Source organism: Rubritalea squalenifaciens DSM 18772 (genome assembly GCF_900141815.1).
GTDB classification, from domain to species: Bacteria; Verrucomicrobiota; Verrucomicrobiia; order Verrucomicrobiales; family Akkermansiaceae; genus Rubritalea; species Rubritalea squalenifaciens.
The window spans coordinates 622235-644938 of the sequence record NZ_FQYR01000002.1; the positions used below are offsets into that span (position 1 = coordinate 622235).

Sequence of the window (22704 nt, forward strand, 5' to 3'; positions counted from 1 at the left end):
GAAAGCTGGTCCAGAATGAAAGGAATTCGATTTGAGTCTGATCTACAAACAAGAGAGTTTCGACATTATTGGAGCCTGTTTCGAGGTATATAATGAGTTAGGCAATGGTTTCGATGAGAGAGTGTACCATGAAGCACTCCTAATCGAACTCATGGAGAAGAAGATAAGCTTCGTCTCTGAGCCTTCTCTAGAAATTTCCTACAAAGGCCACAAGCTCACAAAGCAGTTTAAGCCAGATCTTATCTGTTTTGAGAAAATCATCATAGAGTTGAAAGCTGTCACGGCTCTCAATGATTACCACCGGCAACAAGTGCTGAACTATTTGAAGGCAACTGGCTACAAACTGGCCTTGCTTGTCAATTTGGGTAATCGAGAGGGACTACAGTATGAGCGTGTCCTGCGTTAGAATTATTTTTCATGGAACAAAAAATTCGTGAGATTCGTGAGATTCGTGGTTGAAAAGTCGACCACCTGACGAGCTCCAGATTCCACAAACATGTCAGAAGAAAACAAACAGTTAGAGGGTGGAGCGTATGAAGTGATTCGCGCTCGCCTGGAGAAACAGGCCGTGGACCTGCGCGGGCGACTGGATTCCCTCAATGAGGAGCGCAAGTCGATCTTCGGGGCGGTCGAGTCATCTCTGGTGGCTACCGAGCGTGTCACCACGGACCACAACTGTGTGCCGCGTGATCTGATCGCGATCGGGGACAATCGTTTTCTCTTCGGCTACAACATCCAGTTCGGTCTCAAGCAGACTACCGAGCTGGCGGATGTGTTTGCCGCCTACGCGTATGACCCAGAGGGTCATCACTTTACCAAGCTGTCTCTCGCCGAGGTGATTGATAGCCCGGAGTTCAAAGCGGACTTCGACTACCTTTACAAGTACTACAAGCAGACCGTATTCGCGAAGTTCATGCGCATCGGTCCGCATATCTACATGGCCTTGCAGGTAGGCAAGGACGTGAAGGATATCAAAGCTTTCAAATTCCTGGTCAATGGAAACGGCACTCTGAAATACGTCGGTAACCGTTTCGATCACGAATATGTTTTCCCGAACCAGCACGGCTTCGAGTGGAAGCGCGTCACACGCGATATGCAGCGCGCCGGGGAGCACCCGCACATTTCCATCGAGGAGAAAGTCTTCGTGGAAACGGTTGGCGGCGACCTTACCGTCAAGGTGGAGGATAACACGGCTGATGGTAAAGGGATTTACTGTGAGGAGGTGTTAGATGTGGATCAGACACTCGATGATGCGGAGATTTTCTATGCCATCGTTGGGCCGCTCATCTTGCTGAAGATTCTTCCTTATCGTGAAGAGGAGTACCGCTATCTGGTCTTCAACGAAAAGAACCAATCGGTGGATCGTATCGATGCGATTGGTGAATCCTGTGTGCTGTTGCCGGAGGATCACGGCATTATCTTTGCCAATGGTTACTACCTGCTCAGCGGGGAGCTGAAGACCTTTGATCACGGGATCGATCACATGATGTTCGAGCGCCGGGTGGCATCGGCCAATGGCGAGGACAGTCTCTTTGCCTTCTACAACCGCACCTCGGGTGACTACGTCCTACTCACCTACAATATCATCGAGCAGACCGTCGCTACTCCGGTGGTGTGTAATGGCTACTCGATCTTCGACAATGGTGAGCTGATTTATTTCAAGACCGAACTGGAGGCTCAGAAGCACCATACCCTGCAGGTCTGGCAGACGCCTATCCTCAGCGATGATGCCGTCGCTGCCCAGGAGCAGGATCAGACCAGTTACCTTTTCAAAATTGGTAACGCCGAATTGGTGGCTGCCATGGCTGAGTGCCGTGAGCTTCTTACGCTGTTAGATAAAGAAGATAACTACGGCGGACTTTACCTGGACCTCGTCAAGAAATCCACCGACCTGCTCGATGGCTACTTCTGGATCGAGCGAGAGGAGACCAAGAACCTTTCCGAGCCGATCAAAGGCGTCCAGCAGGCTGCAAACAGCGCGATCGAGGAATTTGATAAAGTGCAGCGCCTGCGCAAGACTTCCGCCGAACGTATCGAGGAAGTGGCCAGTCAGTGCCAGCGCCTGGTGCGCGATGCGGAGAATAGTCCGCCGGATGACATCCTCGGCTTCGTCAAGCAGCTCAGTGGCTTGCGCACGATCCGTGGTGAAGTGATTGGCCTGCGTGAAATGCGCTACATGGACCTGGAGCGCGTGGATGCGCTTGAGGAATCTATCGTAGAAGCCGCAGAGAAAGTTTCCGGTAAGACCGTGAGCTTCCTGCTCATGCCGGAGGCTCTGGATCCTTACCGTAAAAAAGTCGAGGAACAGAAAGTCACGCTGACTAAGCTGACCAAGGTCACCGAGGCGGATGAACTGGGCGAAGAGATCTCCGAGGCAGGCAAGGAACTCGAGATGCTCATCGATGTGGTCTCTAACCTCAAGATCGAGGATTCCACCCAGACCACCGCGATCATCGAGAGCATTTCCTCCATCTACTCGACTCTGAATGGAGCCAAGGCCGAGCTGAAGAACAAGCGCATGGACCTCTCCCGCAGCGAGGGCGTGGCGCAGTTCGGTGCTCAGATCAAGCTCCTGGGGCAGGCCGTGGTGAACTACCTTGACCTCTGCGATACCCCGGAGAAGACCGAAGGCTATCTCACCAAGGTGATGGTGCAGATCGAGGAACTCGAAGGCAAGTTTGCCGAGTTCGATGACTACATCGAGGAACTGACCGCCAAGCGTGAAGAGGTCTACAATGCCTTTGAAAGCCGTAAGCAGCAGCTGCTTGAGGCGAAAAGCAAGCGTGCGAACATCCTGATCAAGTCCGCTGACCGTGTGCTGGCTGGCATCAAGAACCGCGTCTCGAATTTCAAAGAGATCAATGAGATCAATGGCTACTTCGCCAGTGATCTGATGATCGAGAAGGTGCGTGATGTCATCGAGCAGCTCACCGAACTGGGCGATAGCGTCAAGGCAGACGACATCCAGACCCGCCTGAAGACCATCCGTGAGGACGCCGTGCGTGCCCTCAAGGACCGCAACGAGCTCTACGTTGATGGCAAGAACATCATCCAGTTCGGCAAGAACAAGTTCAACGTCAACACTCAGGAGCTGGCGCTGACGATCGTTCCACACGAGGAGAAGATGTGCTTCCACCTCAGCGGGACGGACTTCTTCGAGCCGATCACTGATCCGGAATTCCTTGCCACCAAGGCGGTCTGGGATCAGGAAGTGATTTCCGAGAACAAGCAAGTCTACCGTGCCGAGTATCTCATCTATCAGCTGCTCAATTCCGAGCAAGGCCGCGATCTGGCCAAGGATGAAAGCCAGTGGAAAAAAGACAACTTGCTCGCTGTCGTCCAGCAGTACATGCAGCCCCGCTACGCGGAGAGCTACACCAAGGGTGTGCACGATGAGGACGGGACCAAGCTGCTCGCGGCGATCCTCCCGATCCATGCGAATATCGGCTTGCTGCGCTTCGGCGCGCGTGACCGTGCTCTAGCCATGCTGTTCTGGCAGGCCTGGCAAGGTGAAGAGAAGGCCCTGCTCGCCGGTAAGATAAAAGCACACGCCAAGCGCCGTGCCGTCTTTGGTGCGAACAAGAATGAGCAGCACGCACTCATGGGCGATCTGCAGAAGCATCTCGGGTCCTGGGACAATGGCAGTGTAGTTACTGGCGCCAGAGCCGATGCCGCGGCCAAGTATTTGTTTGAGGAACTCACCTCATGCACCGGCTTTACCGTCTCTCCAGAGGCGAATGATCTGGTGAAGAAGCTCAAGCACAGCCTCGTCGTGAAGCACGTCGAGTCTGAGTATGAGGACACCGTGCAGGGAATCGAGGATGTCGTTGCCTTGTTCGAGGTCAATCTCGACTGGCTACACGGCTACCTGCAGAGCCTTGCCGAGGAGGACATGCCGGAAGGCATCGATATGGAGAGTAGTGCTTTGTTAGAAGCGGCCGCTCACCTGACCCGCGGCGGCTACGAGCAGCGTGATGTGCTTGATGTCCGCGTCGCCGTCGATGTGGAAGGCCTCATCGGCAGCCACGATGTGGTAGAGCAGGGCAAGTATCACCTGAACTACAATCGCTTTGTGGAAAGGCTGGATCACTTCGAGCGTGAAGCCGTGCCTACCTTCCGCGCCTATCAGGAGCTCAAGCAGCAACTGGTCGAGGACAAGCGTGAGATGATGCGCCTGGATGAGTTCAAACCGAAGGTGATGAGTGCCTTCGTGCGTAACAAACTTCTCAATAACGTCTTCCTGCCGATGGTGGGGGATAATCTGGCCAAGCAGATTGGTACCGCTGGCAGCGATACCCGTACCGACCGTATGGGCTTGCTCCTGCTGATCTCGCCTCCGGGTTACGGTAAGACCACGCTCATGGAGTACGTGGCCAACCGCCTCGGCCTGACCTTCATGAAGATCAATGGTCCGGCACTCGGTCACAACGTGGTCTCGCTGGATCCTCAGGAGGCTCCCAATGCCTCCGCTGCTGAGGAAGTGAAGAAGCTCAACCTCGCGCTCGAGATGGGGGACAACGTGATGATCTACCTGGATGACATCCAGCACACTCATCCTGAGTTCCTGCAGAAGTTCATCTCCCTCTGCGATGGCCAGCGTAAGATTGAAGGTGTCTACAACGGTAGACCACGTACCTACGACCTGCGTGGTAAGAAGGTGGCCGTGGTCATGGCGGGTAACCCTTACACGGAGACTGGCGGTAAGTTCCAGATTCCGGACATGTTGGCCAACCGTGCGGATACCTACAACCTGGGTGACATCATCGGTGGTCATGCTGAGGACTTCAAAGCCTCCTACATTGAGAACTCACTCACTTCTAACCGGGTTCTGAACAAACTCTCCAGCCGCAGTCAGAAGGACGTCTACGCAGTCATGCAGATCGCCCGCACTGGCAGCCAGGAGGGCGTTGATTTCGAGGGTAACTACACGCCGGCTGAGATCGATGAGATGGTCAAAGTCACCAAGCACCTCTATCGTGTGCGTGATTCTATCCTTCGTGTGAACTTGGAGTACATCCGCAGTGCCGCGCAGGAAGATGCCTACCGCACCGAGCCTGCCTTCAAGCTGCAAGGTTCCTACCGAAACATGAACAGGATCGCCGAAAAGGTCCTTCCGCTCATGACGGACAAGGAGGTCGAAGACCTGGTGGTGGATCACTACGAGAACGAATCCCAGACCCTGACTAAGGGGGCCGAGGCGAACTTGCTCAAGTTCCGTGAAATGGAGAATCTCCAGACGGAGGAAGAACAGGAGCGCTGGGAGGACATCAAGAAGAGCTTCAACAAGAACCTGCTTCTCGGTGCCAGCGGTGGCGAGAATGATCCTGTCGCCAGGATCGTTGCCCAGCTCAGCCAGTTCAATGACGGCCTGGTCTCCATCACGCAGGGCATCAGCGCGGCAGCCAATGGCTACGCCAAGCCTCAGTCACTCAGCGAAACTACGGTGGCCCAGCTGGAGAAGATCATCTCCGGACTCCGCGCCGTCCCGGTCGAGGTAGATATCAACGTCGTCGCCGATGAAGGCGAGGACGATATCGCCAGTATCGAAAAGTCTAACAGGAAGAAGAAAGACCCTAAGCTAGGATTCAAACCTGAGGTTCGCCAAGGGGGTGAGCCAAGCGAGGAATGAAGCTAGGTCAGCCTGGGGTGTCTCGAGTGACGCCCCAAGGGTGACAGAGTGGCTAGATCACTTCTTACTCTGAGACAGGATATCTTTGAGTATAGGTGTGATTTTACTGGCAAGCTTCGTAGCGCCTTTCTCGGAGAGGTGGACTTTGTCTCGAAGATCCGTCTTTTCATCTATCATATACAGGCAATCCACGAAATGGATGTGTTGATCGCCTGTTGATTTGAGCTGATTCACGAGGGCTTGCGCTGCTTTACGAAACTGGTCTGCCTTGTACTGCTCACCGGTGCGTTTAGATGTCTCTGTCAAGGTATTCAGCATGCCTAGAACTACGATGGGAGTACCCTTGTGCTTGGAGCGGATGACTTTGATGGCAGATGTAAGGTCGTCGGCAAACTTCTCTGGTGATTTCCCTTTGTGTACCCAGTCGTTGTATCCCCAGAGAATCGTGATGAGTTCGATATGATCGAGCTCAAGCGTGGGCTTAGCTAGATGAGCGTTTGCATTGCTGCCTCCCACGGCCAGATTGTAGAAATTCATGCCAAGTTTGTCTGCCACTTGGCCACCCCAGGTCTGATAGGCGAAATCCTGACCCTGGCCGTGTGTGATGCTGTCACCAATGGCTACATAGGTTTCTGGTCTGGAGTCAGGAAGGGCTTTGATAAGACTCCCGTCTTGGAGGGTGATTCCTTTGAAGAGAGGATTTCTGAAGTTGGGAAGGATGATGCTGAAGTCAACCGCCTGACCGGGCGATTTACTTTTGATCGTGAGTGAACCGTCCTTCTTGAGTGGGTAAATGGAGTCGAAGGTGCCATTTTGAAATACGGAGACTTTACAGAATTTTTCCTGTTCAAATTGTAGGGTGATCTCAGGGGCCTTTGCTTGGAAATGAATAGAAGCTCCAGCTGTAAAGCGTGCCTTGGCTGGATTGAATCCGTGAGTGGCAGGAGATGCTTCTTTTAGGAGTTCTGGTGGGAATCGCAGGAATTCCGCTTGTGTAGTGCTTACCTGTGGGTAGAGCACGCCACGGTAGGAAATGCGTGAATCATCAGGAGCTATCTGTTCAGCAAAAGCTGCCTGAAGTAGACAGGCTGAAAGGATAATGGAGAGGTGTCTGATCATCGGTGTAGTATGCCCTTAATGAATTGATCCCGAACAGGATGAATATGATGAGAAGAGTTGTTTTGTGGCGAACATCCCATTGGGAGATCGGGAGTATTTTTCATGTTGAGTCTTACGTCTCTGGTATTTTTTGAAATCTAACAAATAAATGTAAAATTTACGGGCGTAGCCAAAAAACGAGGTGCTTCACGGGGGTAAAAAAAGCGACAAATAAAACATCTTTGCTGGATGATCTCCAGTGAATTCTCTGTGACAACTTAAGCTTTGTTAGGTAGGTGCCCCGTGGAGCTTGACTCTGTGGTGTATCTTTGGTTTGTGCCCCTTTTTTATATCTGTTAGTTAGGGGAATTTGCTAGGGGGTGGCTGATTTTGAGATGAGAAGAGAGTTTTTGTGATGTGTAACTCGCTGGTACTAGGTTTGTACTGCGCGACTTCGTGGCGCATGTGACACAATGTAATTATAGAACCCATGACAAAAACTATAACTAAAATAAACCATAGAGTGATTACTCTAGCATCATGCTGTGTGGCTTTGCTCGGCCACGCGCATGCAGGCGAGTTTGGAGACAAACACGTCCTCGTGATCGGCATCGATGGGTGCCGTCCAGACTCCCTCCAGTTTGCAAATACCCCGAATCTGGACAGCTTGATAGCGGCTGGATCGGTGACCTACAATGCTTATGCTGGTGGTGAACTGAACTCAGTGACCCAGCAACCTACCATGAGTGGTCCGGGCTGGTCATCCATTCTAACAGGCGTGTGGGCAAATAAGCACGGAGTCACCGGAAACGGCTTCTCTGGACGCGATTTCACGGCCTATCCTCACTTCTATAGCAGAATCAGAGAGACTAATCCGAATGCCAGCCTCTCATCCATCATCGTATGGAGTCCGATTGATGATATCATCGTGGCCGATTCCGCTAATAGTGCTGATTACCGGGTTAATTCCGCTGACGATGTGGCACTCACCAATTCAGCGGTGACACACCTCGGGAACAGTGATCCAGATGTACTTTTTCTCCATTTTGATGAAGTGGATCATGCAGGTCATGCATACGGATATAGTAACAGCGTAAGCCAATACGTGAACTCCATCGAAGGGGTGGATACACAAATCGGGACCATCCTTACTGCCATCCAGAATCGCCCGAACTATGCCAATGAAGACTGGCTCTATCTTGTCACTACGGACCATGGCGGTATCGGATTCGGTCATGGTGGCCAGAGTGTAGATGAGCGAAAGATCTTTATGATTGCTTCCGGTGGCGCTGCGCCTGTGCAGGTGCTGACTGACGGTCCAGGCCACAATGCAGTGCCGGCAACCGTGCTGAAACATCTGGGCTTGAGTGTAAACCCATCCTGGGGCTGGGACGACTTCAATGGCTTTGCCATTCCTCCTTTCTGTCCGGACAAGCTGGCAGGTAGCATTGACGTGGCCAATAGCCAGGTGCACCTGACTTGGAACCCAGCTTCTCAGTTGGATATCACCGGATATGAACTAAAGCGTGATGGTGTCGTGGTGGCCAATCTACCAGTGGGTGATTCCTCTTACACGGATACGGTGACCATCCCTGCTCAGCCGGGTGAGGTCAGCTACATCTACACGCTGACAGCCACTGGCGGTACTCAGAGTTCTCTCTGCCCTGTGCTGTCAGTGAATCTATCCGCTTACACCGGAAATATTGCTGATGATCTGGTGGGCTACTACGCCTTTGACGGTGACCTCTCAGATGCTTCAGGCTCCGTGAATACCAATAACGGATCCGTCGGCGGTGGCAGCCCTTCCTACATCAGTGGTCTCTTCGGAAATGCCGTTTCACTCGATGGGGTGGATGACTATGTCACCCTAGGAAATCCTGCTGACTACAACTTCGGGACTAGTACGGATTTTACCATCAGTTTCTGGTACAAGACTGGTGCTGACCAAGCTTCTGATCCGGTAATCATCGGTAACAAGAATTGGGCTAGTGGTAGTAATGCTGGCTGGCTGATTGAAGCCGCTGCAGACAATGGCGATGATTTTGCCCTGCAATGCGGTGATGGAACCAACCGTGCGGATGGTGCTACTTACGATCTGGCATTCAATACCTGGTACCACGTGACTGCTGTCTTCAAGCGCGGTCAGACCATGGAACTCTATGTGAATGGTGTGCTAACAAGCTCCACATCGATTGCCAATGTCACTGGCTCCTTTGATGCCCTGATGACCAATATTGGTCAGGACGGGACTGGCGTTTACAGCGACTTCACCCTGATGGATATGGATGACTTGGCCATCTGGCGCCGTGCCCTCTATCCGTCTGAAGCACAGTTGCTTTATTCTGAAGGACAGGCGGGTCAGCCGCTTTCCAGCATGCTGGGTGCTCCGGTGGATCTTGCTCAGGATAGAGTACTCTTTCTCCCTCTGGATAGTGACGCGAGTGACCTTTCGTCCGAGTCTAACAATGGAACAATCAATGGCAGCCCTTCCTTTACGACGGGTACAGATGGTAATGCGATTTCCCTGCTGGATACCGCGAACCCTCACCAGTATGTAAACTTGGGTAACCCGACCAGCTTGCAGTTTGGTACGGGCACCGACTTCTCGGTTGCTGTCTGGGTCAAGAACAGTGGAGGCTTCCAGGATAACCGTGCCAGTGGCGGGTCTGCTGATGATCCAGCTATCCTTTCTAACAAAGACTGGAATAGCGGAGTCAATAAAGGCTGGATTCTCGCTGCAGGTGCCAATGGTCGCTGGCAGTGGAATATCGGCGATGGTTCCAGCCGTCGTGATTACGATAGTGCTGGTGGCCTGATCAATGATGGTAACTGGCACTTGCTGGTGGCTACGCATGACCGTGACGGATTGGCCCGTCTTTACTACGATGGTCAGGAGGTCGCGACTCGTGACATTTCTACCATTGGGGACATCGATGCCGGGCTGGTCACGGCCGTGGGCACCGATGGTACACTGGGCAGCAACTGGGCTAACTGGTTCACAGGCGGGATTGACAACGCCATGATCTGGCGCCGCGTGATCACCCCTGAAGAAATCGTCCTTCTCTATGCAGGTGAAACCGGCGGGGCCGACCCGGTCTCCATCTTCAGCGATGACTTTGAGAGTGGTAGCTTCGCCGCTGGTGGATGGTCTACCCAGAATGCTAATGCTTCCGTAGATGGCGCCGCCGCACAAAATGGTGCCGAGGGTGCCAGCTTAGAGAGGGGAACCTGGATCGAGAAGACCATCAGCACGGTAGGCTACTCGGACATCAAGCTGGAGTATGGCCGCCGCACCGAGAAGCTCGATAGTGGCGAATACCTCACTGTTGAGTACAATGCGGGTAGTGGTTGGGTCACTGTGGAGCAGACTCAGGAGACCGTCTGGGGCAGTGTCAGTGCTGACCTGTCTGCGGCTGCGGCCAATAATTCGGCACTAGCCATTCGCTTTCGTACGAATGCCTCATCGAAGAAGGAATATGGTTTCGTGGATGAGGTAAATCTCATCGGTACACCGAACTAACTGCGTTTACGTGTAATGATTGCAGGGGCGTCCAGCTGGACGCCCCTTTTTATGTCCAGCTTTGTCATTGTTGCCACCAATTGATAACTTAAACTCGAGCTTACCGTAATTACTGCTCATGAGCTCTCACCAAACACGCAAAAGAACCTCATTCTGGATCCCGCTGACCCTCGTATTGGGTTGTGCACTCATCATGGCTGGCTATGTTTTGGGGCCCAGAGCCCAAGCGAAGGAAGACACCACTGTGACACAAGCGAAGAAAAAGATTTTGTTGATTGCCGGGCCTCCCAGCCATGGCAATGGCGAGCATGAGTTCCGTGCGGGCTGCATGCTGCTAGCCGATGCGCTGAACAAGAGCACTGCCAATGTAGAGGCCAAGGTACACTGGTACGGCTGGCCCAAGGATTTCTCAGCTTTTGATGGGGTGGACGCAGTGATCGTCTATGCGGATGCTGGCGGCAAGATGAACGAGCAGATCCAGGAACTGCTGGATACCAAGGTGAAAAAAGGCATGGGAATCATGTTCATGCACTACGGTGTCCACCCGACCAAGAAAGTCGGGGAAAAGTATTTCGGCCCATGGACTGGGGCTTATTTCGAGACCGGCTGGAGTGTGAACCCACACTGGATCGCCGACATGACTGCCAAGCAGGATCATCCGGTCGGCAATGGCCTTCCTAACAAGATCACCGCCTACGATGAATTCTACTACAACATGCGCAAGCTACACCCGAAAGGGGACTGCGATTGCTGCATGTATCTGGCGGTAGCTACTCCGACTCCGGAGAAGATTGTGCGCTACATCAATCTGTGGAACGAGCATGGCGATGCCTGCTTCGGCACACCTCAGGGCCTCATGTGGGCACGTGAGCCGGGCGATGGTCAAGGCCGTGGTGTAGGCTTCGTCGGTGGTCATTATCACCGCAACTGGGCTATCGATGATTTCCGTAAGCTGACTCTCAATGCCATCGTCTGGGTGGCGGGTGCCGAGGTCCCCAAGGATGGTGTGGAGTCAGAAAAGATCACCGAGGAAAAACTGAACGAAAACCTCGACCGTCCGGTCAAGGACAAGCCGATCAAGCTGCCTACTGATGCCTTGCTCAAGCAAAAGCCCATGAAGCGCCCGGAAGATCCGAAAAACTACAGGAGGTAGGACTAGTCGGTTACGGCTAACAGGATATACTGATCGCCCTCGGAAGCATTCTTGAAGAAGAGGCCGAGGGCATCATAGAGCTGCCATAGCGGCGCTGTGATCAGCTCCTGCTCGGTCCAGTTCTCATGCGGTAGCACCCCAGCAGCATTCAGGCTCTCCAGCTTGGCGTAGCCTTGGATGTTTTCCACCGGGAGTAGTTCAAGCTCCTGAGCGATTTCTTTGGCTTCCTCTGGAGTGATCACGCGTACAGGACCGTGCTCGGTATAGACGGGAGCGGCCTTGCCGGCACGATGCAAGTTGGCGATGCGGGAGCCCTTGTGAATCTCCGTCTGCTGCAGGATATGGGTCAGCAGGTAGATCTGGTCCTCCAGAGAGAATGTCTGGCCCTCGCCGTTCCAGCGCTCTTCCATGCTCTGCAGCAGGGCCATGGGATCCACGTTCTCGATGTTCTCCGCCTGGCCGGCGAGCGAAAGCAGGTCGCTCGGGTCAAATCCCAAATCCTCTACGAGGGCGAGCACGACTTCCGGATCGTTGATCAGGGAATCGATGTCGTCAGTTTCTACGCGGGTGAATACGGTGATCATGCTTGGAAATAGGCTTTGGTGTTATCATGCACCTCAGGATCGGCAAGCAGCGTTTCCACATCCCACCACTCGAGGGTGTCGTGCTGGTCATCGCCTTGGATGACTTGTCCTTCTGGAAGTTGGTAGCTGTAGGCTACGACCACGTAGTGGGTGCTGATGCCTGGAGCCTCGGCAAAGTTGTCAGGATACAGGTGCTCATAAGCTCCCAGTTGCTTGGTGTCCGCCATGTCGATGACGAAGCCCAGCTCGCGCTGGGAAATGCGGGCCATCGCCTGCGCCAGTCGTTCATCCTTCTTGATCGAGCCACCCGGCACGAACCAGGTCCCCTTGGCCGGGCAGTTCAGCCGCTTGCCGAGCAGCACCGCGCCAGCCGCATTGCGGATGACGAGATCGATGGAGACAAGGGGCGTGTGTTCGACGATGTGAAGGAATTCTTTTTCTGGCAGCATGGTCTTGGTGGAGGGCAGGTTCCCGTGATTCATGCCGCATGGCAAGCGAATTGGTGGTTGCCTCCCGGCGGTGATTGGCGAAGATTCCCTGACCAATGATCACCCGCCGAAAAATCAAGTATCCGGTTAATCCCTCGCTGCATCACTATCTCTACCACTTCGGGAGACAGTCGGATATTCCTTTGGTCTATGATGACCTGCTCAGATTTACCGGCTCGATCCCCTACGAGGATCCCAAAGGCAAGGAAACTCTCTGGCTGACAGTGATGTATCCCAGGGAGGACATGAAGGAGCTTCATGACAAGCTCACCATGATCTATGCCGTGCTCAAGATCGGTGGTAACAACCCCCTGCACAAGCACCTTACCGTGGATCGGATTGACTTCGGCGAGTTTGGTAATTCCCGTCCTTTCCGCATCAAGATCATCAACCAGTACAATGATAACGCCGACTACTTCTACGTAAAGGTGGCAGACGCTTCGCGTATCTTCGGGCTGGAGCTGGAGCACATTCTCTCACCGAACCGCATCAACTACCTGGTCAATGGCAATACCCTGATCGAGGACCATATTGCCGGTGTGCCGGGAAATGTCTTCCTGCGTGACTACATCACTCGCCCGGACCTGAACAAGGTGCGTATCGCTAAAGAGTTTACTAAGTTCAATGAGCGTTGCTTCATCCGTCTGCTGGGTGACATGCGCTCGGTCAACTACGTGGTGGACATCACCCCTGACTTCGAGGAAGTCCAGTACCGCGTGCGCCCGATCGACTTCGACCAGCAGTCCTACGAGAGCAGTGGTCGCGTCTATCAGGCCTACTACTTCCAGTCGAACCGGGACATTACCCGCATGAGTTTCAAAAACCTCAACCGCCAGACCATCCAGCAATACGCGGAAGAGGAGCGCAGCCAGATGGCGCGCCGAGCCGCTGCCGATCAGCGCCGACTCAACGCCCTGCTGACCATGATGCGGAAATCAGACATCGCACCGACCTCACACCTGAAGAGCCTGGCTGCTGAACTGGACCGTATGCACGGCACCACCATGTTCTCTAAATGCAAGTCAATGGGGGATCTAACAGCAAAGCATGTGAAGTACATGCTGGGCATCGACTTCAAAGTATAATCATGATTGTAGCATTTCATAAACCCTACGGGGTTCTTAGCCAGTTCAACAAGAATCCAGACTATCCTGATCAACGAGTGTTAGGAGAGTGTGGTCTTCCTGAGCATCTGCATCCAGTGGGTAGACTGGATCTGGACTCCGAAGGTCTGCTGCTGCTGACCGATGACAAAGAGCTGGAGACCAAACTATTGGACCCGAAGCATGGGCACCGCCGTTGTTATCTGGTGCAGGTGGACGGCCAGCCGGATGACTTGGTGATCCGTGAGCTAGAAGCTGGCGGTCTACAGATCAAGGGGGGAGTGACCAAGCCTTGTAAGGTGAAGTTGTTAGGTGAGGCTCCTTCTTTGCCGGAGCGTGATCCTGCGGTGGATGTCCATGCGGAAGCCCGCTCATCCTGGCTCAAGATGGAGCTTACCGAGGGGAAGAACAGGCAGGTGAGAAGAATGACCGCCAAGGTAGGCTTCCCGACTCTCCGCCTGATGAGAATCAGCATCGGCGATTTACAGCTCCATGAGTTGAAGCCAGGTGAAAGCAAGTTGCTCATCCCGGAGGAAACGGCTCTGCTTTTCCAGTAGGCTCTAAAAAGAAAGCCGCCCCGGAGTCCGAGGCGGCTTGGTAGAGGTCTAGGTTGGTGTGTTTGCTTGGGGAGAGTTATCGGCGTCTGCGGATAATGAACCCGAGACCAGCAAGACCGATGAGTGCGGTAGAGCTTGGCTCTGGCACTGAGGAGACGGTGTCGATGGTGATCTCGTTGAAGAGGAAGCCTCCATCAATGGCAGATGTGGAGGTAATGGTGATATCAGTTCCTGCTGCTACGAATACATTGCCAAGGCTAATGTCATCTGTAGGCGCGCTGGTGTCTGTAGAGGTGAGGGTAATTGCACTCTGTCCAGACGGAGTGATCGTGACTACGTCATTGTCAGCGCCAATGCTAATAAATGAGCCAAAACGAACGGAGACAAGATTGACATCGGTGTCGAAGCTGAAGGTGATGGATTCCCCATCGTTCTGACCATCGATACGGCGACCTGTAGCACCACCTGATCCATCAGTGATGATGCCGATACCTTGGTTGTTGATACCCCACTGAGTTGTCGTAGTCGCAGTGGTTGAGGTGCCGTTCATGGTCATCGTGACACCGCCAATATTGGTGCTGACTTCTCCTACAGTATCTCCTTCGGCGAAAGGAGCCCAGTTTCCGTCACCGCCGTTCTGCGAGTTATTGGCGGTGCTTGTGTTTTCTCGAGAAAAGTCGAAGACGACTGTAGCGGCTTGTGCTGGGAGCGCGAGAAGTCCCAGCATGCATACGAGGTTTGTTAATTTCATATAAATGTAGTGTGTTTAGGGTTGGTACATGCGGTGTTATGAGTTGAGTGTATGAGGGCGAAGAGCGCAGAGAGTGTGAGTCCTGCTAGAGTGTGAGTTGGGACTATTGGCTACTTCTCTTCTTGATTTCTGCGGCGGATTTCTTCGGCCTGCTTGAGTGCCTTGGCCGGTGGTAGATAGCCGTCGAAGATGCAGAGATCGTCGATCTTGCCGTGAATGTAGAATGAATTGGCTTCTGCGGAGTTAATGGTGGAGCCAATACGGAGTGACTTGGAGGTGGCACTGTCCGTGACGGTGCCGAGTTTGTTCGTTTCTTTGATCTTCCGCTTGTTAGGTTTGAGGGCGGCTTCTTGGCCGTCGACATAGAGTTTGACTCGTGGGGTGTTGAACTCCTCGTCTATGCCATCAAAGCCGACGGCAATCTGGTACCATTGATCAAGTTTCAGAGATTCATAAGAGATGAGTCGGTAGGCGCCGAAGGTAATGCGGATGCGATACCCGTCCGCTTGGTCACTGTGTTGGACGGCGACCTTCCATCTTCCCAAGGGATGCTTCTCGCTGCCCCAGGCCAAGATGCCCGGATTGCCACTGTCGCCTGGAGCTTCCTGTAGGTTGAGCAGGAAGGTGGCTGAGCGCGGTCTCGTGCCAGCGAAGCCTTTCCAGTTGGTTTGCAGGAATTGCTTGTTGCCGTTCAGCTCCAGATAGCCTTTGTCGATCTCCGCCCCATTCACGGGATTCGTGTGGAGATTGGTAAGAGCCGAGTGGCTGCCCTTGGCTTGGAAGCCATCCTTGCTGTCAAAAGACCAGTAGAGATAAGGCAGCGTTTCGGTGAGTTCCGTGAGGAAAGCTTCAGAGTTGAGCTTGATCGGCTCAAGCTGCCCTCTGCGGTTCAGCTTAAGAGCATTTCCCTCAGTCAGCTCCATGCCATTATCTGGGGCAGACTTGCTGGTGACGCGTACCTTGCCGGTGAATACATGAACTTCAGGAGTGGATTCCGGGATCTGTTTGACGGCAAACTTGGTCCCTAGGTCCACCACTTCCATCTCAGGTGTCTCCACGGTGAAACCGACTGCTTCCTGAGGTACGTGAAACCAGGCGGAGCCTTGCTCCAGATCTAACAGTGAGTCGTTCACCAGGGTGAACTCTGCGGGGCCAGTAATGATGGCGCGCACCCCTTGCTTGAACTTGAGCTCCATCGTACCCTGGCTGATAGAGACGACGTCACCCGTCTGGATGTGGTCCACTTGGCCATCTGTCGCGTTGGTGATGCTATATCGCGTGTCAGGTGCAGTCTCGAAGCTCGCCAGGTTCTGGTCGGGCTCGACCATGATGAACTTGAGCGTGACCGCCGTGATCATGGCTACGGCCGCAGCTCCGCATGCCGCGAGTATTTTTGTGCGGCGAGCCTGCAGTTTCAAAAGCTGCTCACCACGGGAGATGAACTGGGTGATTTTGCCTGCATCACGTTTTTCCATCATGATCTCCATCGAGGAATGCATCTCGATGAAGTCCCAGTAGGCCTGGCGGTTCGCCTCGGACTCAGCGAGCAGGTTCTGCAGCTCATTGAACTCTTCTTGGCTGAGCTCTTGATCGATGAGTCCGGAGAGGAGGGATTCAAAGCGGTCGTCGCTCATAGGGCACCTCCTTCTGGAATCTTGTTTTCGATACACTGTTTCAGTGTTTGGCGTAGACGGTGCAGGGTAACCCGCAGAGAAGCATTGGTACGTCCAGTCATGGTGGAAAGCTCATTGAGGTCATGCCGGCCAGATTCATAACGTGCTTCGATCAGCTTGCGCTGTTTTTCGGAAAGCTTGCTGAGGCAGTGGCGCAGGGCATTGCGCTTGGCCTCGTGAGACTCTGGGGGGCTGGGGCTCGTTTCTTGGTAGAGAAGGTCGGCGACACGTGGGTCGAACATGTATTTGTTGTGGATGGCCTTCTTCTTGCGGAACTCGAGTACCTTGTAGTAGGCCACGGTACATGCCCAGGCGCCGAAGTTGCTGCCTGGTTTGAAATCCTTCTGCTTCTCCCAGAGGAAGATGTTTACCTCCTGCAGGAGGTCGCGAATGTCCGGGCTACCCGGCAGCATGCCAATCAGGTAGGCACGGATCACCTCCTGATGGTTGGTCAACAGGGAGACGAAGTCGCGATATTGTGCAGAGGATTCCGACATATCACTTAGTATAGACCGCGAAGAAATTGCGTTAACGCGCGAAATGCATTTTTTTTACTCAAATTTCAGATCTTTGATCTATGGCCGCCTCAGGGCCAGAAAAGGTGAGGGTGAATTCTCCATAATAGGCTGAATACCATCAGTCTGGGAAGTATCGATTGAGTCGATACTGACACGCGTTTTTTATATAACCGTGAATCAGGAAAGGGCTCTAATTTCGTGTTGTCGCAAAAAGTGACTCACCATGAAAACGATCATGAATACCCAAGTAGGTTTCCTTCCGGTAGCTGAGCCAGTCAGTCAGCGCGAGCTGTTGAGGGAGATGAATGAGTTCCAGAAACAAGGTCCGCTTGCTCGTCAGGGCGCGCTCGAAGTTTATCTGGGTTCCGCCCCGCAGATGCCCTGCGTGCTACATGAAATTGGCCGCCTGCGCGAACTGAGCTTCCGTGCCGTCGGCGAAGGGACCGGCCAGCCGCTGGATACGGATGAGTATGATGCACACTACCTGCATCTCTTCCTCTGGGATGCGGAGATGAAGTGCATTGCCGGCGCTTACCGCATCGGACGTACGGATCACCTGCTAGCGGAGTTTGGACCTCAGGGCTTGCTTACCGCCACCCACTTCCAGTTTGAACAGCCCTTCCTGGACTACCTGAATCCTGGCCTGGAGCTTGGCCGTGCCTTCGTAGCGCCGAGTCACCAGAAATCTATCTTTGCCCTTTCTCTCCTGTGGAAGGGGATTGCCTGCTTTGTGGCGAGGTATCCTCGCTACGCACGTCTCTTCGGCACCGTCAGCATCAGTGATGACTACACGAAGATTTCCCTGGACCTGATTGTGAAGTACATGAGGAAATCTCACATGAACAATCTCCTCTGCCAGTGGGTGACCGCCAGCAATCCTTATCAGGAAATCCCGGAGGATCATGCAGACATCAGTGCCCAGCTCAGCAGTATCGAGCAAGTGGCGGCCCGCATTGCCGAGGTAGAACCAGACGGCAAGGGAGTGCCCGTCCTGCTACGCCAGTATCTCAAGCTGAATGCTACCCTGCTGGAGTTCAATGTGGATGCCGACTTTGGCAATTGCCTCGATGCCCTCGTGCTCGTGGATCTCCGCAAGGCTCCTTCCGCCGTATTGATGCGCTACATGGGTAAGGATGGCTTGCAGAGCTTCCTGCAAAGCTAGCTCCAGCCTTTGTTGATTTCGCCGAGTGAGGGGCCAAAGACCTCCTCGGCGGCTTCCAGCAGAGCTCCATTGCGCTCCAGCAAGTCGTCGGCATACTGCAGGATCAGCCGGTTCGGATTGGCGATGGGGCGGATCTCGCGCACGGTGACCGCCGCTTCCCTTTCACTGCCCTCTCCCAGTGCCTGGGCGATGATCGCCATGGCTGTGGCAGTGGAGCGGGAAATGCCCGCCATGCAGTGCACCAGCAAGTGGGCGTCTTCGGGGAGTTCCAGGGCGTAATCCAGCGCTGCCCCTACATCGTTACTCGTGGGGGCCTGAATGCTGTGCTCCAGCGTTTCCACATCATTGTAGGTGCAGAACAGGATGTTTGCCTGCTCGAAACCCAGCCGGACTTGCTTCTGAAACCTTTCTAGATTCGGGTTCGGGTGCCAGATGGAGATGACGTGGGTGTAGCTCTTCGGGTCGATCTTGTTAAAATCGACCACGCCGCAGATGCTGATCTGTGGTAACTGCATAAGTAATAGATGACTCAATTTTGACGAAAAATCCAGCGAGATAAGCTGCTGATGTCTAGATGGATTTGACAATTGCCGAGATGTCTTATAGCGGGAGCGCGCTGTGCGGTAGGCAGCTCCAGAATTATGAGTTCACAAGCAAGTAAGGCAGTAAACGGCGGGTTGATTTCACATCCTGATGTTATTCTTATCGGTGGAGGTATCATGAGCGCGACGCTCGGGGTGATGCTGAAAAAGTTGAAGCCAGAGATGACCATCCAGATTATCGAGGCTCTTCCCAGTGTGGCATTGGAAAGCTCCCATGCTTGGAACAATGCGGGTACTGGCCACGCCGCCCTCTGTGAGCTCAACTACACTCCGCAAGCCGCCGATGGCTCCATCAATATTTCCAAGGCCGTCAAGATCAACGAGGACTTTGAGAAGTCCAAGCAGTTCTGGGCCTACCTCGTCGAGCAGGGCGTGATCGATGAGCCGGGTGACTTCATCCGTAAGGTGCCTCACATGAGCTTCGTCAATGGTGACGACGGCTGTGACTTCCTTAGAAAGCGCCACGAGGCGATGAAGGGCCACCATTTCTTTGATGAAATGGAGTACTCCGAAGATCCGGCAAAGATCAGCGAGTGGGCGCCACTCCTCACCGCAGGACGCAATGGCAGCGGCAAAGTGGGTGTGACTCATGTGGATTCTGGCACAGACATCGACTTCGGTTCCCTGACCAAGATTTTGATCAACTACCTCAAGGGCCTCGACGGCGTTTCCCTCTCGACCGAGACCTCCGTCCGTGATCTCGACCAGCAGCCTGACGGTGGCTGGAAGGTGCGTGTCCGCCGCGATGGCGAGCGCAGCTCTGAGAAGCTCTACGCAAAGTTTGTCTTCATCGGTGCCGGTGGTGGCTCCCTCAAGCTCCTCCAGAAGTCTGACATCCCGGAAGGAAAAGGCTTCGGTGGTTTCCCTGTCAGTGGCCAGTTCCTGGTCTGTGACAATGAAGAACTGGTGGAAAAGCACGCCGCCAAGGTCTACGGTAAAGCCGCCGTGGGTGCGCCTCCGATGTCCGTTCCTCACCTCGATACCCGCGTGATCGATGGCAAGAAGAGCCTCCTCTTCGGCCCGTACGCCGGTTTCTCCCCTAAGTTCCTCAAGAGCGGTTCCATGTTTGACCTGCTCTCTTCTGTGACTGTCGACAACCTCGGCCCTATGCTGGCCGTCGGTCGCGATAACATGAACCTCACCGAGTATCTCTATCAGGAAGTGGTGAATACCCACCAGGACCGCATGGACATGCTGCGTGACTTCTTCCCGGATGCAAAGAATCAGGAGTGGCGTCTCGTCACTGCTGGTCAGCGCGTGCAGATCATCAAGAAGGATACGGAAGTAGGCGGCAAGCTCCAGTTCGGTACGGAGGTTGTCTCCTCGTCTGATGGTTCTATCGCCGCCCTGCTCGGTGCTTCTCCGGGAGCCTCTACCTCCGTGGCCATCATCCTCGAAGTCCTCGAGCGCTGCTTCGCTGAGGAAATGAAAGGCTGGAAAGATGGCGTGAAGGGCATGGTAGCTTCTTACGGTGAATCCCTTGCGGAAAACAAGGAGCGTTACGAGGAAGTTCGCGGTCGCGCGGACAAGGCGCTCGGCATCGCGTAACATTCTTGTCAACACGGGGAGTCGTGCTACTTTGCGGCCATGAATAAGGCCCTTTCTATCATCTGCACGACTCTCTGCGTTTCGCTTGCTGCTGCCAATGCTACTGAGGCAGGTGCCGACCGTGTGCTCAAGGAGCATCGTCTAGCCACGCTGCAGTGGCAGCAACAGCTTGCTGCGGCTCCATCTGTGGACGCCAAAGCGGCACTGATCGATAAGGCTCCTGACGCCTCCGCCTATGGGGCACGCATGATCCAGGAGATCAAAGGAGGACTGAATCAGGAATGGAGTGTGCCTTACTCTACCTGGTTGCTGCAGAATCATCCCAAGCTCTTGGTCAAAGAGGCCCGCTTCATGATGTCCGCCGCCGAGACGGCTCACATGAAGTCTCCGGAGATCGGCAAGTTCTGTATCGCTCTCGTAGGTGCTGCGGAGAATGACGCCTCTGTCGATGTGGCCAATGATAACACGCCTTACCAAGTCGGCTTCCTCAGCGAAAAAATCAAGTTCATCGAGAAAGTGCTCGCAGAGAGCCCCAGCAAGCGGGTCAAAGGTGAGGCTTCACTCGCCCTGTCCATGGCACTGGGTAAAATGGGAGGCGGTGCTGGCCTGAATAAGCGCAGACTGGATCTGCTGCGCCCGGCGATTATTGATGCCATGGACTCCAAAATCGGTGATACCACCGTGGGAGAACTGGCCCAGGAACAGCTCTACCGCATGACTAAGCTGACCAAGGGTCGCGTGGCTCCGGAACTGGTGGGGACCAACGCTCAGGGTCAGCCACTCAAGTTGAGTGATTACCGTGGCAAGGTCGTCATGCTGGTCTTCTGGTCTAGCTGGGAAAATGGTCCACAGGTGCTGGAATTCCTCAAGAAAAGTGAAAAGCAGCATGCAGGCAAACCTTTCCAACTCATCGGAGTGAACAATGACACCCGCGATAACCTTAAAGATCTTGCGGAGTTGGGGATGGTGCCGGGTGTGAATTTCTCAGATCCAGACGAAACGCTCTTCCGCACCTATCGTATCGAAACCAGTCCATGGTGTCTGGTGCTCAACCAGCAGGGAGTGATCGAGTACACGGGGCAGCTTGGCAGCTTCGCGGACCTCACTGTCAACGCTGTGCTGGCTGAAAAGCCCGAGTAGTAATCCATTTCAAAGAGAGCCATGAAACCCCGCATGAGCATGATCACTCTGGGAGTGAGTGATCTGGAGGCATCCATCAAGTTCTATGAGGATGGGCTCGGGTTTCCCAGGATGGAGTCACCTCCAAGTGTGGCTTTCTTCACGCTGAACGGTACCTGGCTCGGCCTTTACGGGCGTGAAGCTCTGGCGGAAGACGCGCAGGTTTCTTCAGCAGGCTCAGGCTTCGCAGGCTTTGCGCTGGCACATAACGTTACTTCCGAGGAGGAGGTGCACGAAGTGCTGGATCTGGCGAGAGCTGCGGGGGCAGTCATCGTGAAAGAGGCCCAGAAAGTGTTCTGGGGTGGATACAGCGGCTACTTCAAAGATCCGGACGGCTACTTGTGGGAAGTGGCGCACAATCCTTTCTTCTGGGTTGGCCCGGAGGATGAATCCTAGGCGCTGGTCGAGCTTATTCCCAGATCCCTTGCTCGATCAGTTGGTCGATCGCGACGTGCGGCCAGCCTCGGTTGGCTGCCGGGGAGGCTGGTGAGGGATGCAGGATCTTGCCGATGTGGCGTTTGTCTCCCGGGAAGTATTCCTTGATCGCAGCCTTGAGCTGTTTTTCTGCGAAGGCTCCCACGCCGATCAGATATTCAGGCTCCAGGATCTCAATGATCTTGGCCAGATGCTTGAGGCAAAGTTGATCCACGGCGGCGGACTCGGCTTTCGGCAGCTTGTCCGGCGTGATGTTGCGGCCAGTGTCTGCCATCCAGACGAGCGGGCAGAAATTTGCCACAAAGTGATCTGCAAAGAAATCTTTCGCATCCGGGTAGCGCTCCGCAAACATGCCCCACAGACGGCGGCCGGAGACCTCCGAGCGAGTCGTCTCAAAGCCGGTGATCGGGCGCTTCGGATGCTCGTCGGCAGGCTTGTCTACTTCACAGGAGATGCCCATCCAGTCGCGTACGGCAGGAATTTCGCCGAAGGGGACACCCGTCTGGGCCATGCCCCAAGGGCCGGGGTTCATGCCGAGGAAAAGCACGCGCTTCTTGGAGTTGGCGTACTTTTCCAGGTAAAGGGAATGCGGCTTCCAGGCGTACTCGAGCGGGTTGTAGGTGTGGCTCACTGGCGCGGAGAATGTCAGCGGAGCGAGGTCCTTGGAGAGGTCGAGTGCGGCTTGCTGGATGGCTTGATGCATG

18 protein-coding genes are annotated in these 22704 nt (G+C 54.2%); 10 read left to right on the forward strand and 8 right to left on the reverse strand.

Features of this window, described 5'->3' with window-relative positions:
• Positions 1 to 31 precede the first annotated feature (31 nt).
• The gene (locus BUB27_RS02955) at positions 32 to 406 is read left to right on the forward strand and encodes a GxxExxY protein (RefSeq protein WP_143158051.1); all 375 of its coding nucleotides are present in this window, start codon (positions 32 to 34) and stop codon (positions 404 to 406) included.
• A 90-nt stretch (positions 407 to 496) separates the two neighbouring features.
• A complete protein-coding gene (locus BUB27_RS02960; protein WP_143158052.1) occupies positions 497 to 5629 on the forward strand; it encodes a DNA repair ATPase in 5133 nt (1710 codons plus the stop codon).
• A 57-nt stretch (positions 5630 to 5686) separates the two neighbouring features.
• Here BUB27_RS02960 and BUB27_RS02965 read toward each other — a convergent pair whose 3' ends face one another.
• Positions 5687 to 6748: an SGNH/GDSL hydrolase family protein gene (locus tag BUB27_RS02965; RefSeq protein ID WP_143158053.1), complete on the reverse strand. Its 1062-nt coding sequence runs from the start codon at positions 6746 to 6748 to the stop codon at positions 5687 to 5689.
• Between the two features lie 469 nt (positions 6749 to 7217).
• On the opposite strand from BUB27_RS02965, the gene BUB27_RS02970 reads away from it, so the two are divergent.
• Positions 7218 to 10247 carry a LamG-like jellyroll fold domain-containing protein gene (locus tag BUB27_RS02970; RefSeq protein WP_143158054.1) on the forward strand — a complete coding sequence of 1010 codons (3030 nt, stop codon included), beginning with the start codon at positions 7218 to 7220 and terminating at the stop codon, positions 10245 to 10247.
• 118 nt (positions 10248 to 10365) lie between these two features.
• Positions 10366 to 11400, forward strand: coding sequence for a ThuA domain-containing protein (locus tag BUB27_RS02975; protein WP_234991657.1), 1035 nt, complete (start codon positions 10366 to 10368; stop codon positions 11398 to 11400).
• Between the two features lie 2 nt (positions 11401 to 11402).
• On the opposite strand, the gene BUB27_RS02980 is transcribed toward BUB27_RS02975, so the two are convergent.
• Positions 11403 to 11984: a DUF1877 family protein gene (locus BUB27_RS02980; RefSeq protein ID WP_143158055.1), complete on the reverse strand. Its 582-nt coding sequence runs from the start codon at positions 11982 to 11984 to the stop codon at positions 11403 to 11405.
• Positions 11981 to 12466 (reverse strand): GDP-mannose mannosyl hydrolase, encoded by a 486-nt coding sequence (locus tag BUB27_RS02985; protein WP_200797047.1) that lies wholly within the window; start codon positions 12464 to 12466, stop codon positions 11981 to 11983. The genes BUB27_RS02980 and BUB27_RS02985 overlap by 4 nt, the downstream gene beginning before the upstream one ends.
• 62 nt (positions 12467 to 12528) lie before the next feature.
• On the opposite strand from BUB27_RS02985, the gene BUB27_RS02990 reads away from it, so the two are divergent.
• Both BUB27_RS02990 and BUB27_RS02995 read left to right on the forward strand, forming a co-directional pair.
• Positions 12529 to 13557, forward strand: a complete 1029-nt coding sequence (locus BUB27_RS02990) for a hypothetical protein (protein ID WP_143158056.1) — start codon at positions 12529 to 12531, stop codon at positions 13555 to 13557.
• A 2-nt stretch (positions 13558 to 13559) separates the two neighbouring features.
• Positions 13560 to 14132, forward strand: a complete 573-nt coding sequence (locus BUB27_RS02995) for a pseudouridine synthase (RefSeq protein WP_143158057.1) — start codon at positions 13560 to 13562, stop codon at positions 14130 to 14132.
• A gap of 76 nt (positions 14133 to 14208) precedes the next feature.
• Here BUB27_RS02995 and BUB27_RS03000 read toward each other — a convergent pair whose 3' ends face one another.
• The 3 genes from BUB27_RS03000 to BUB27_RS03010 all read right to left on the reverse strand — a co-directional run bounded on the left by BUB27_RS03000 (position 14209) and on the right by BUB27_RS03010 (position 17053).
• Complete coding sequence (locus BUB27_RS03000) at positions 14209 to 14883, reverse strand: PEP-CTERM sorting domain-containing protein (RefSeq protein WP_143158058.1); 675 nt, start codon at positions 14881 to 14883, stop codon at positions 14209 to 14211.
• Between the two features lie 110 nt (positions 14884 to 14993).
• Positions 14994 to 16517 carry a LamG-like jellyroll fold domain-containing protein gene (locus tag BUB27_RS03005; protein ID WP_143158059.1) on the reverse strand — a complete coding sequence of 508 codons (1524 nt, stop codon included), beginning with the start codon at positions 16515 to 16517 and terminating at the stop codon, positions 14994 to 14996.
• Positions 16514 to 17053 (reverse strand): sigma-70 family RNA polymerase sigma factor, encoded by a 540-nt coding sequence (locus tag BUB27_RS03010; protein ID WP_143158060.1) that lies wholly within the window; start codon positions 17051 to 17053, stop codon positions 16514 to 16516. The genes BUB27_RS03005 and BUB27_RS03010 overlap by 4 nt, the downstream gene beginning before the upstream one ends.
• Before the next feature lie 244 nt (positions 17054 to 17297).
• Here BUB27_RS03010 and BUB27_RS03015 point away from each other — a divergent pair, with 244 nt between their 5' ends.
• Positions 17298 to 18236 (forward strand): GNAT family N-acetyltransferase, encoded by a 939-nt coding sequence (locus tag BUB27_RS03015; RefSeq protein WP_143158061.1) that lies wholly within the window; start codon positions 17298 to 17300, stop codon positions 18234 to 18236.
• Here BUB27_RS03015 and BUB27_RS03020 read toward each other — a convergent pair.
• Complete coding sequence (locus BUB27_RS03020) at positions 18233 to 18751, reverse strand: tyrosine phosphatase family protein (protein WP_143158062.1); 519 nt, start codon at positions 18749 to 18751, stop codon at positions 18233 to 18235. The genes BUB27_RS03015 and BUB27_RS03020 overlap by 4 nt on opposite strands.
• 126 nt (positions 18752 to 18877) lie before the next feature.
• On the opposite strand from BUB27_RS03020, the gene mqo reads away from it, so the two are divergent.
• From mqo to BUB27_RS03035, 3 genes are read left to right on the forward strand one after another with little or no spacing between them, the layout of a single operon-like run.
• Positions 18878 to 20386 carry a malate dehydrogenase (quinone) gene (gene mqo / locus BUB27_RS03025; RefSeq protein WP_143158063.1) on the forward strand — a complete coding sequence of 503 codons (1509 nt, stop codon included), beginning with the start codon at positions 18878 to 18880 and terminating at the stop codon, positions 20384 to 20386.
• A gap of 39 nt (positions 20387 to 20425) precedes the next feature.
• The gene (locus BUB27_RS03030; protein WP_143158064.1) at positions 20426 to 21526 is read left to right on the forward strand and encodes a TlpA family protein disulfide reductase; all 1101 of its coding nucleotides are present in this window, start codon (positions 20426 to 20428) and stop codon (positions 21524 to 21526) included.
• A gap of 21 nt (positions 21527 to 21547) precedes the next feature.
• A complete protein-coding gene (locus BUB27_RS03035; RefSeq protein ID WP_143158065.1) occupies positions 21548 to 21961 on the forward strand; it encodes a VOC family protein in 414 nt (137 codons plus the stop codon).
• A gap of 13 nt (positions 21962 to 21974) precedes the next feature.
• On the opposite strand, the gene BUB27_RS03040 is transcribed toward BUB27_RS03035, so the two are convergent.
• On the reverse strand, positions 21975 to 22703 hold the full coding sequence (locus BUB27_RS03040) for a uracil-DNA glycosylase family protein (RefSeq protein ID WP_143158066.1): 729 nt from the start codon (positions 22701 to 22703) through the stop codon (positions 21975 to 21977).
• Position 22704: the final 1 nt, after the last annotated feature.

Bases quoted from the DNA above. Each gene is read 5' to 3' on its own strand.
- BUB27_RS02960 (WP_143158052.1), top strand. From the start codon at position 497: ATGTCAGAAGAAAACAAACAGTTAGAGGGTGGAGCGTATGAAGTGATT.
- BUB27_RS02965 (WP_143158053.1), bottom strand. From the start codon at position 6,748: ATGATCAGACACCTCTCCATTATCCTTTCAGCCTGTCTACTTCAGGCA.
- BUB27_RS02970 (WP_143158054.1), top strand. From the start codon at position 7,218: ATGACAAAAACTATAACTAAAATAAACCATAGAGTGATTACTCTAGCA.
- BUB27_RS02975 (WP_234991657.1), top strand. From the start codon at position 10,366: ATGAGCTCTCACCAAACACGCAAAAGAACCTCATTCTGGATCCCGCTG.
- BUB27_RS02980 (WP_143158055.1), bottom strand. From the start codon at position 11,984: ATGATCACCGTATTCACCCGCGTAGAAACTGACGACATCGATTCCCTG.
- BUB27_RS02985 (WP_200797047.1), bottom strand. From the start codon at position 12,466: ATGAATCACGGGAACCTGCCCTCCACCAAGACCATGCTGCCAGAAAAA.
- BUB27_RS02990 (WP_143158056.1), top strand. From the start codon at position 12,529: ATGATCACCCGCCGAAAAATCAAGTATCCGGTTAATCCCTCGCTGCAT.
- BUB27_RS02995 (WP_143158057.1), top strand. From the start codon at position 13,560: ATGATTGTAGCATTTCATAAACCCTACGGGGTTCTTAGCCAGTTCAAC.
- BUB27_RS03000 (WP_143158058.1), bottom strand. From the start codon at position 14,883: ATGAAATTAACAAACCTCGTATGCATGCTGGGACTTCTCGCGCTCCCA.
- BUB27_RS03005 (WP_143158059.1), bottom strand. From the start codon at position 16,517: ATGAGCGACGACCGCTTTGAATCCCTCCTCTCCGGACTCATCGATCAA.
- BUB27_RS03010 (WP_143158060.1), bottom strand. From the start codon at position 17,053: ATGTCGGAATCCTCTGCACAATATCGCGACTTCGTCTCCCTGTTGACC.
- BUB27_RS03015 (WP_143158061.1), top strand. From the start codon at position 17,298: ATGAAAACGATCATGAATACCCAAGTAGGTTTCCTTCCGGTAGCTGAG.
- BUB27_RS03020 (WP_143158062.1), bottom strand. From the start codon at position 18,751: ATGCAGTTACCACAGATCAGCATCTGCGGCGTGGTCGATTTTAACAAG.
- mqo (WP_143158063.1), top strand. From the start codon at position 18,878: ATGAGTTCACAAGCAAGTAAGGCAGTAAACGGCGGGTTGATTTCACAT.
- BUB27_RS03030 (WP_143158064.1), top strand. From the start codon at position 20,426: ATGAATAAGGCCCTTTCTATCATCTGCACGACTCTCTGCGTTTCGCTT.
- BUB27_RS03035 (WP_143158065.1), top strand. From the start codon at position 21,548: ATGAAACCCCGCATGAGCATGATCACTCTGGGAGTGAGTGATCTGGAG.
- BUB27_RS03040 (WP_143158066.1), bottom strand. From the start codon at position 22,703: ATGCATCAAGCCATCCAGCAAGCCGCACTCGACCTCTCCAAGGACCTC.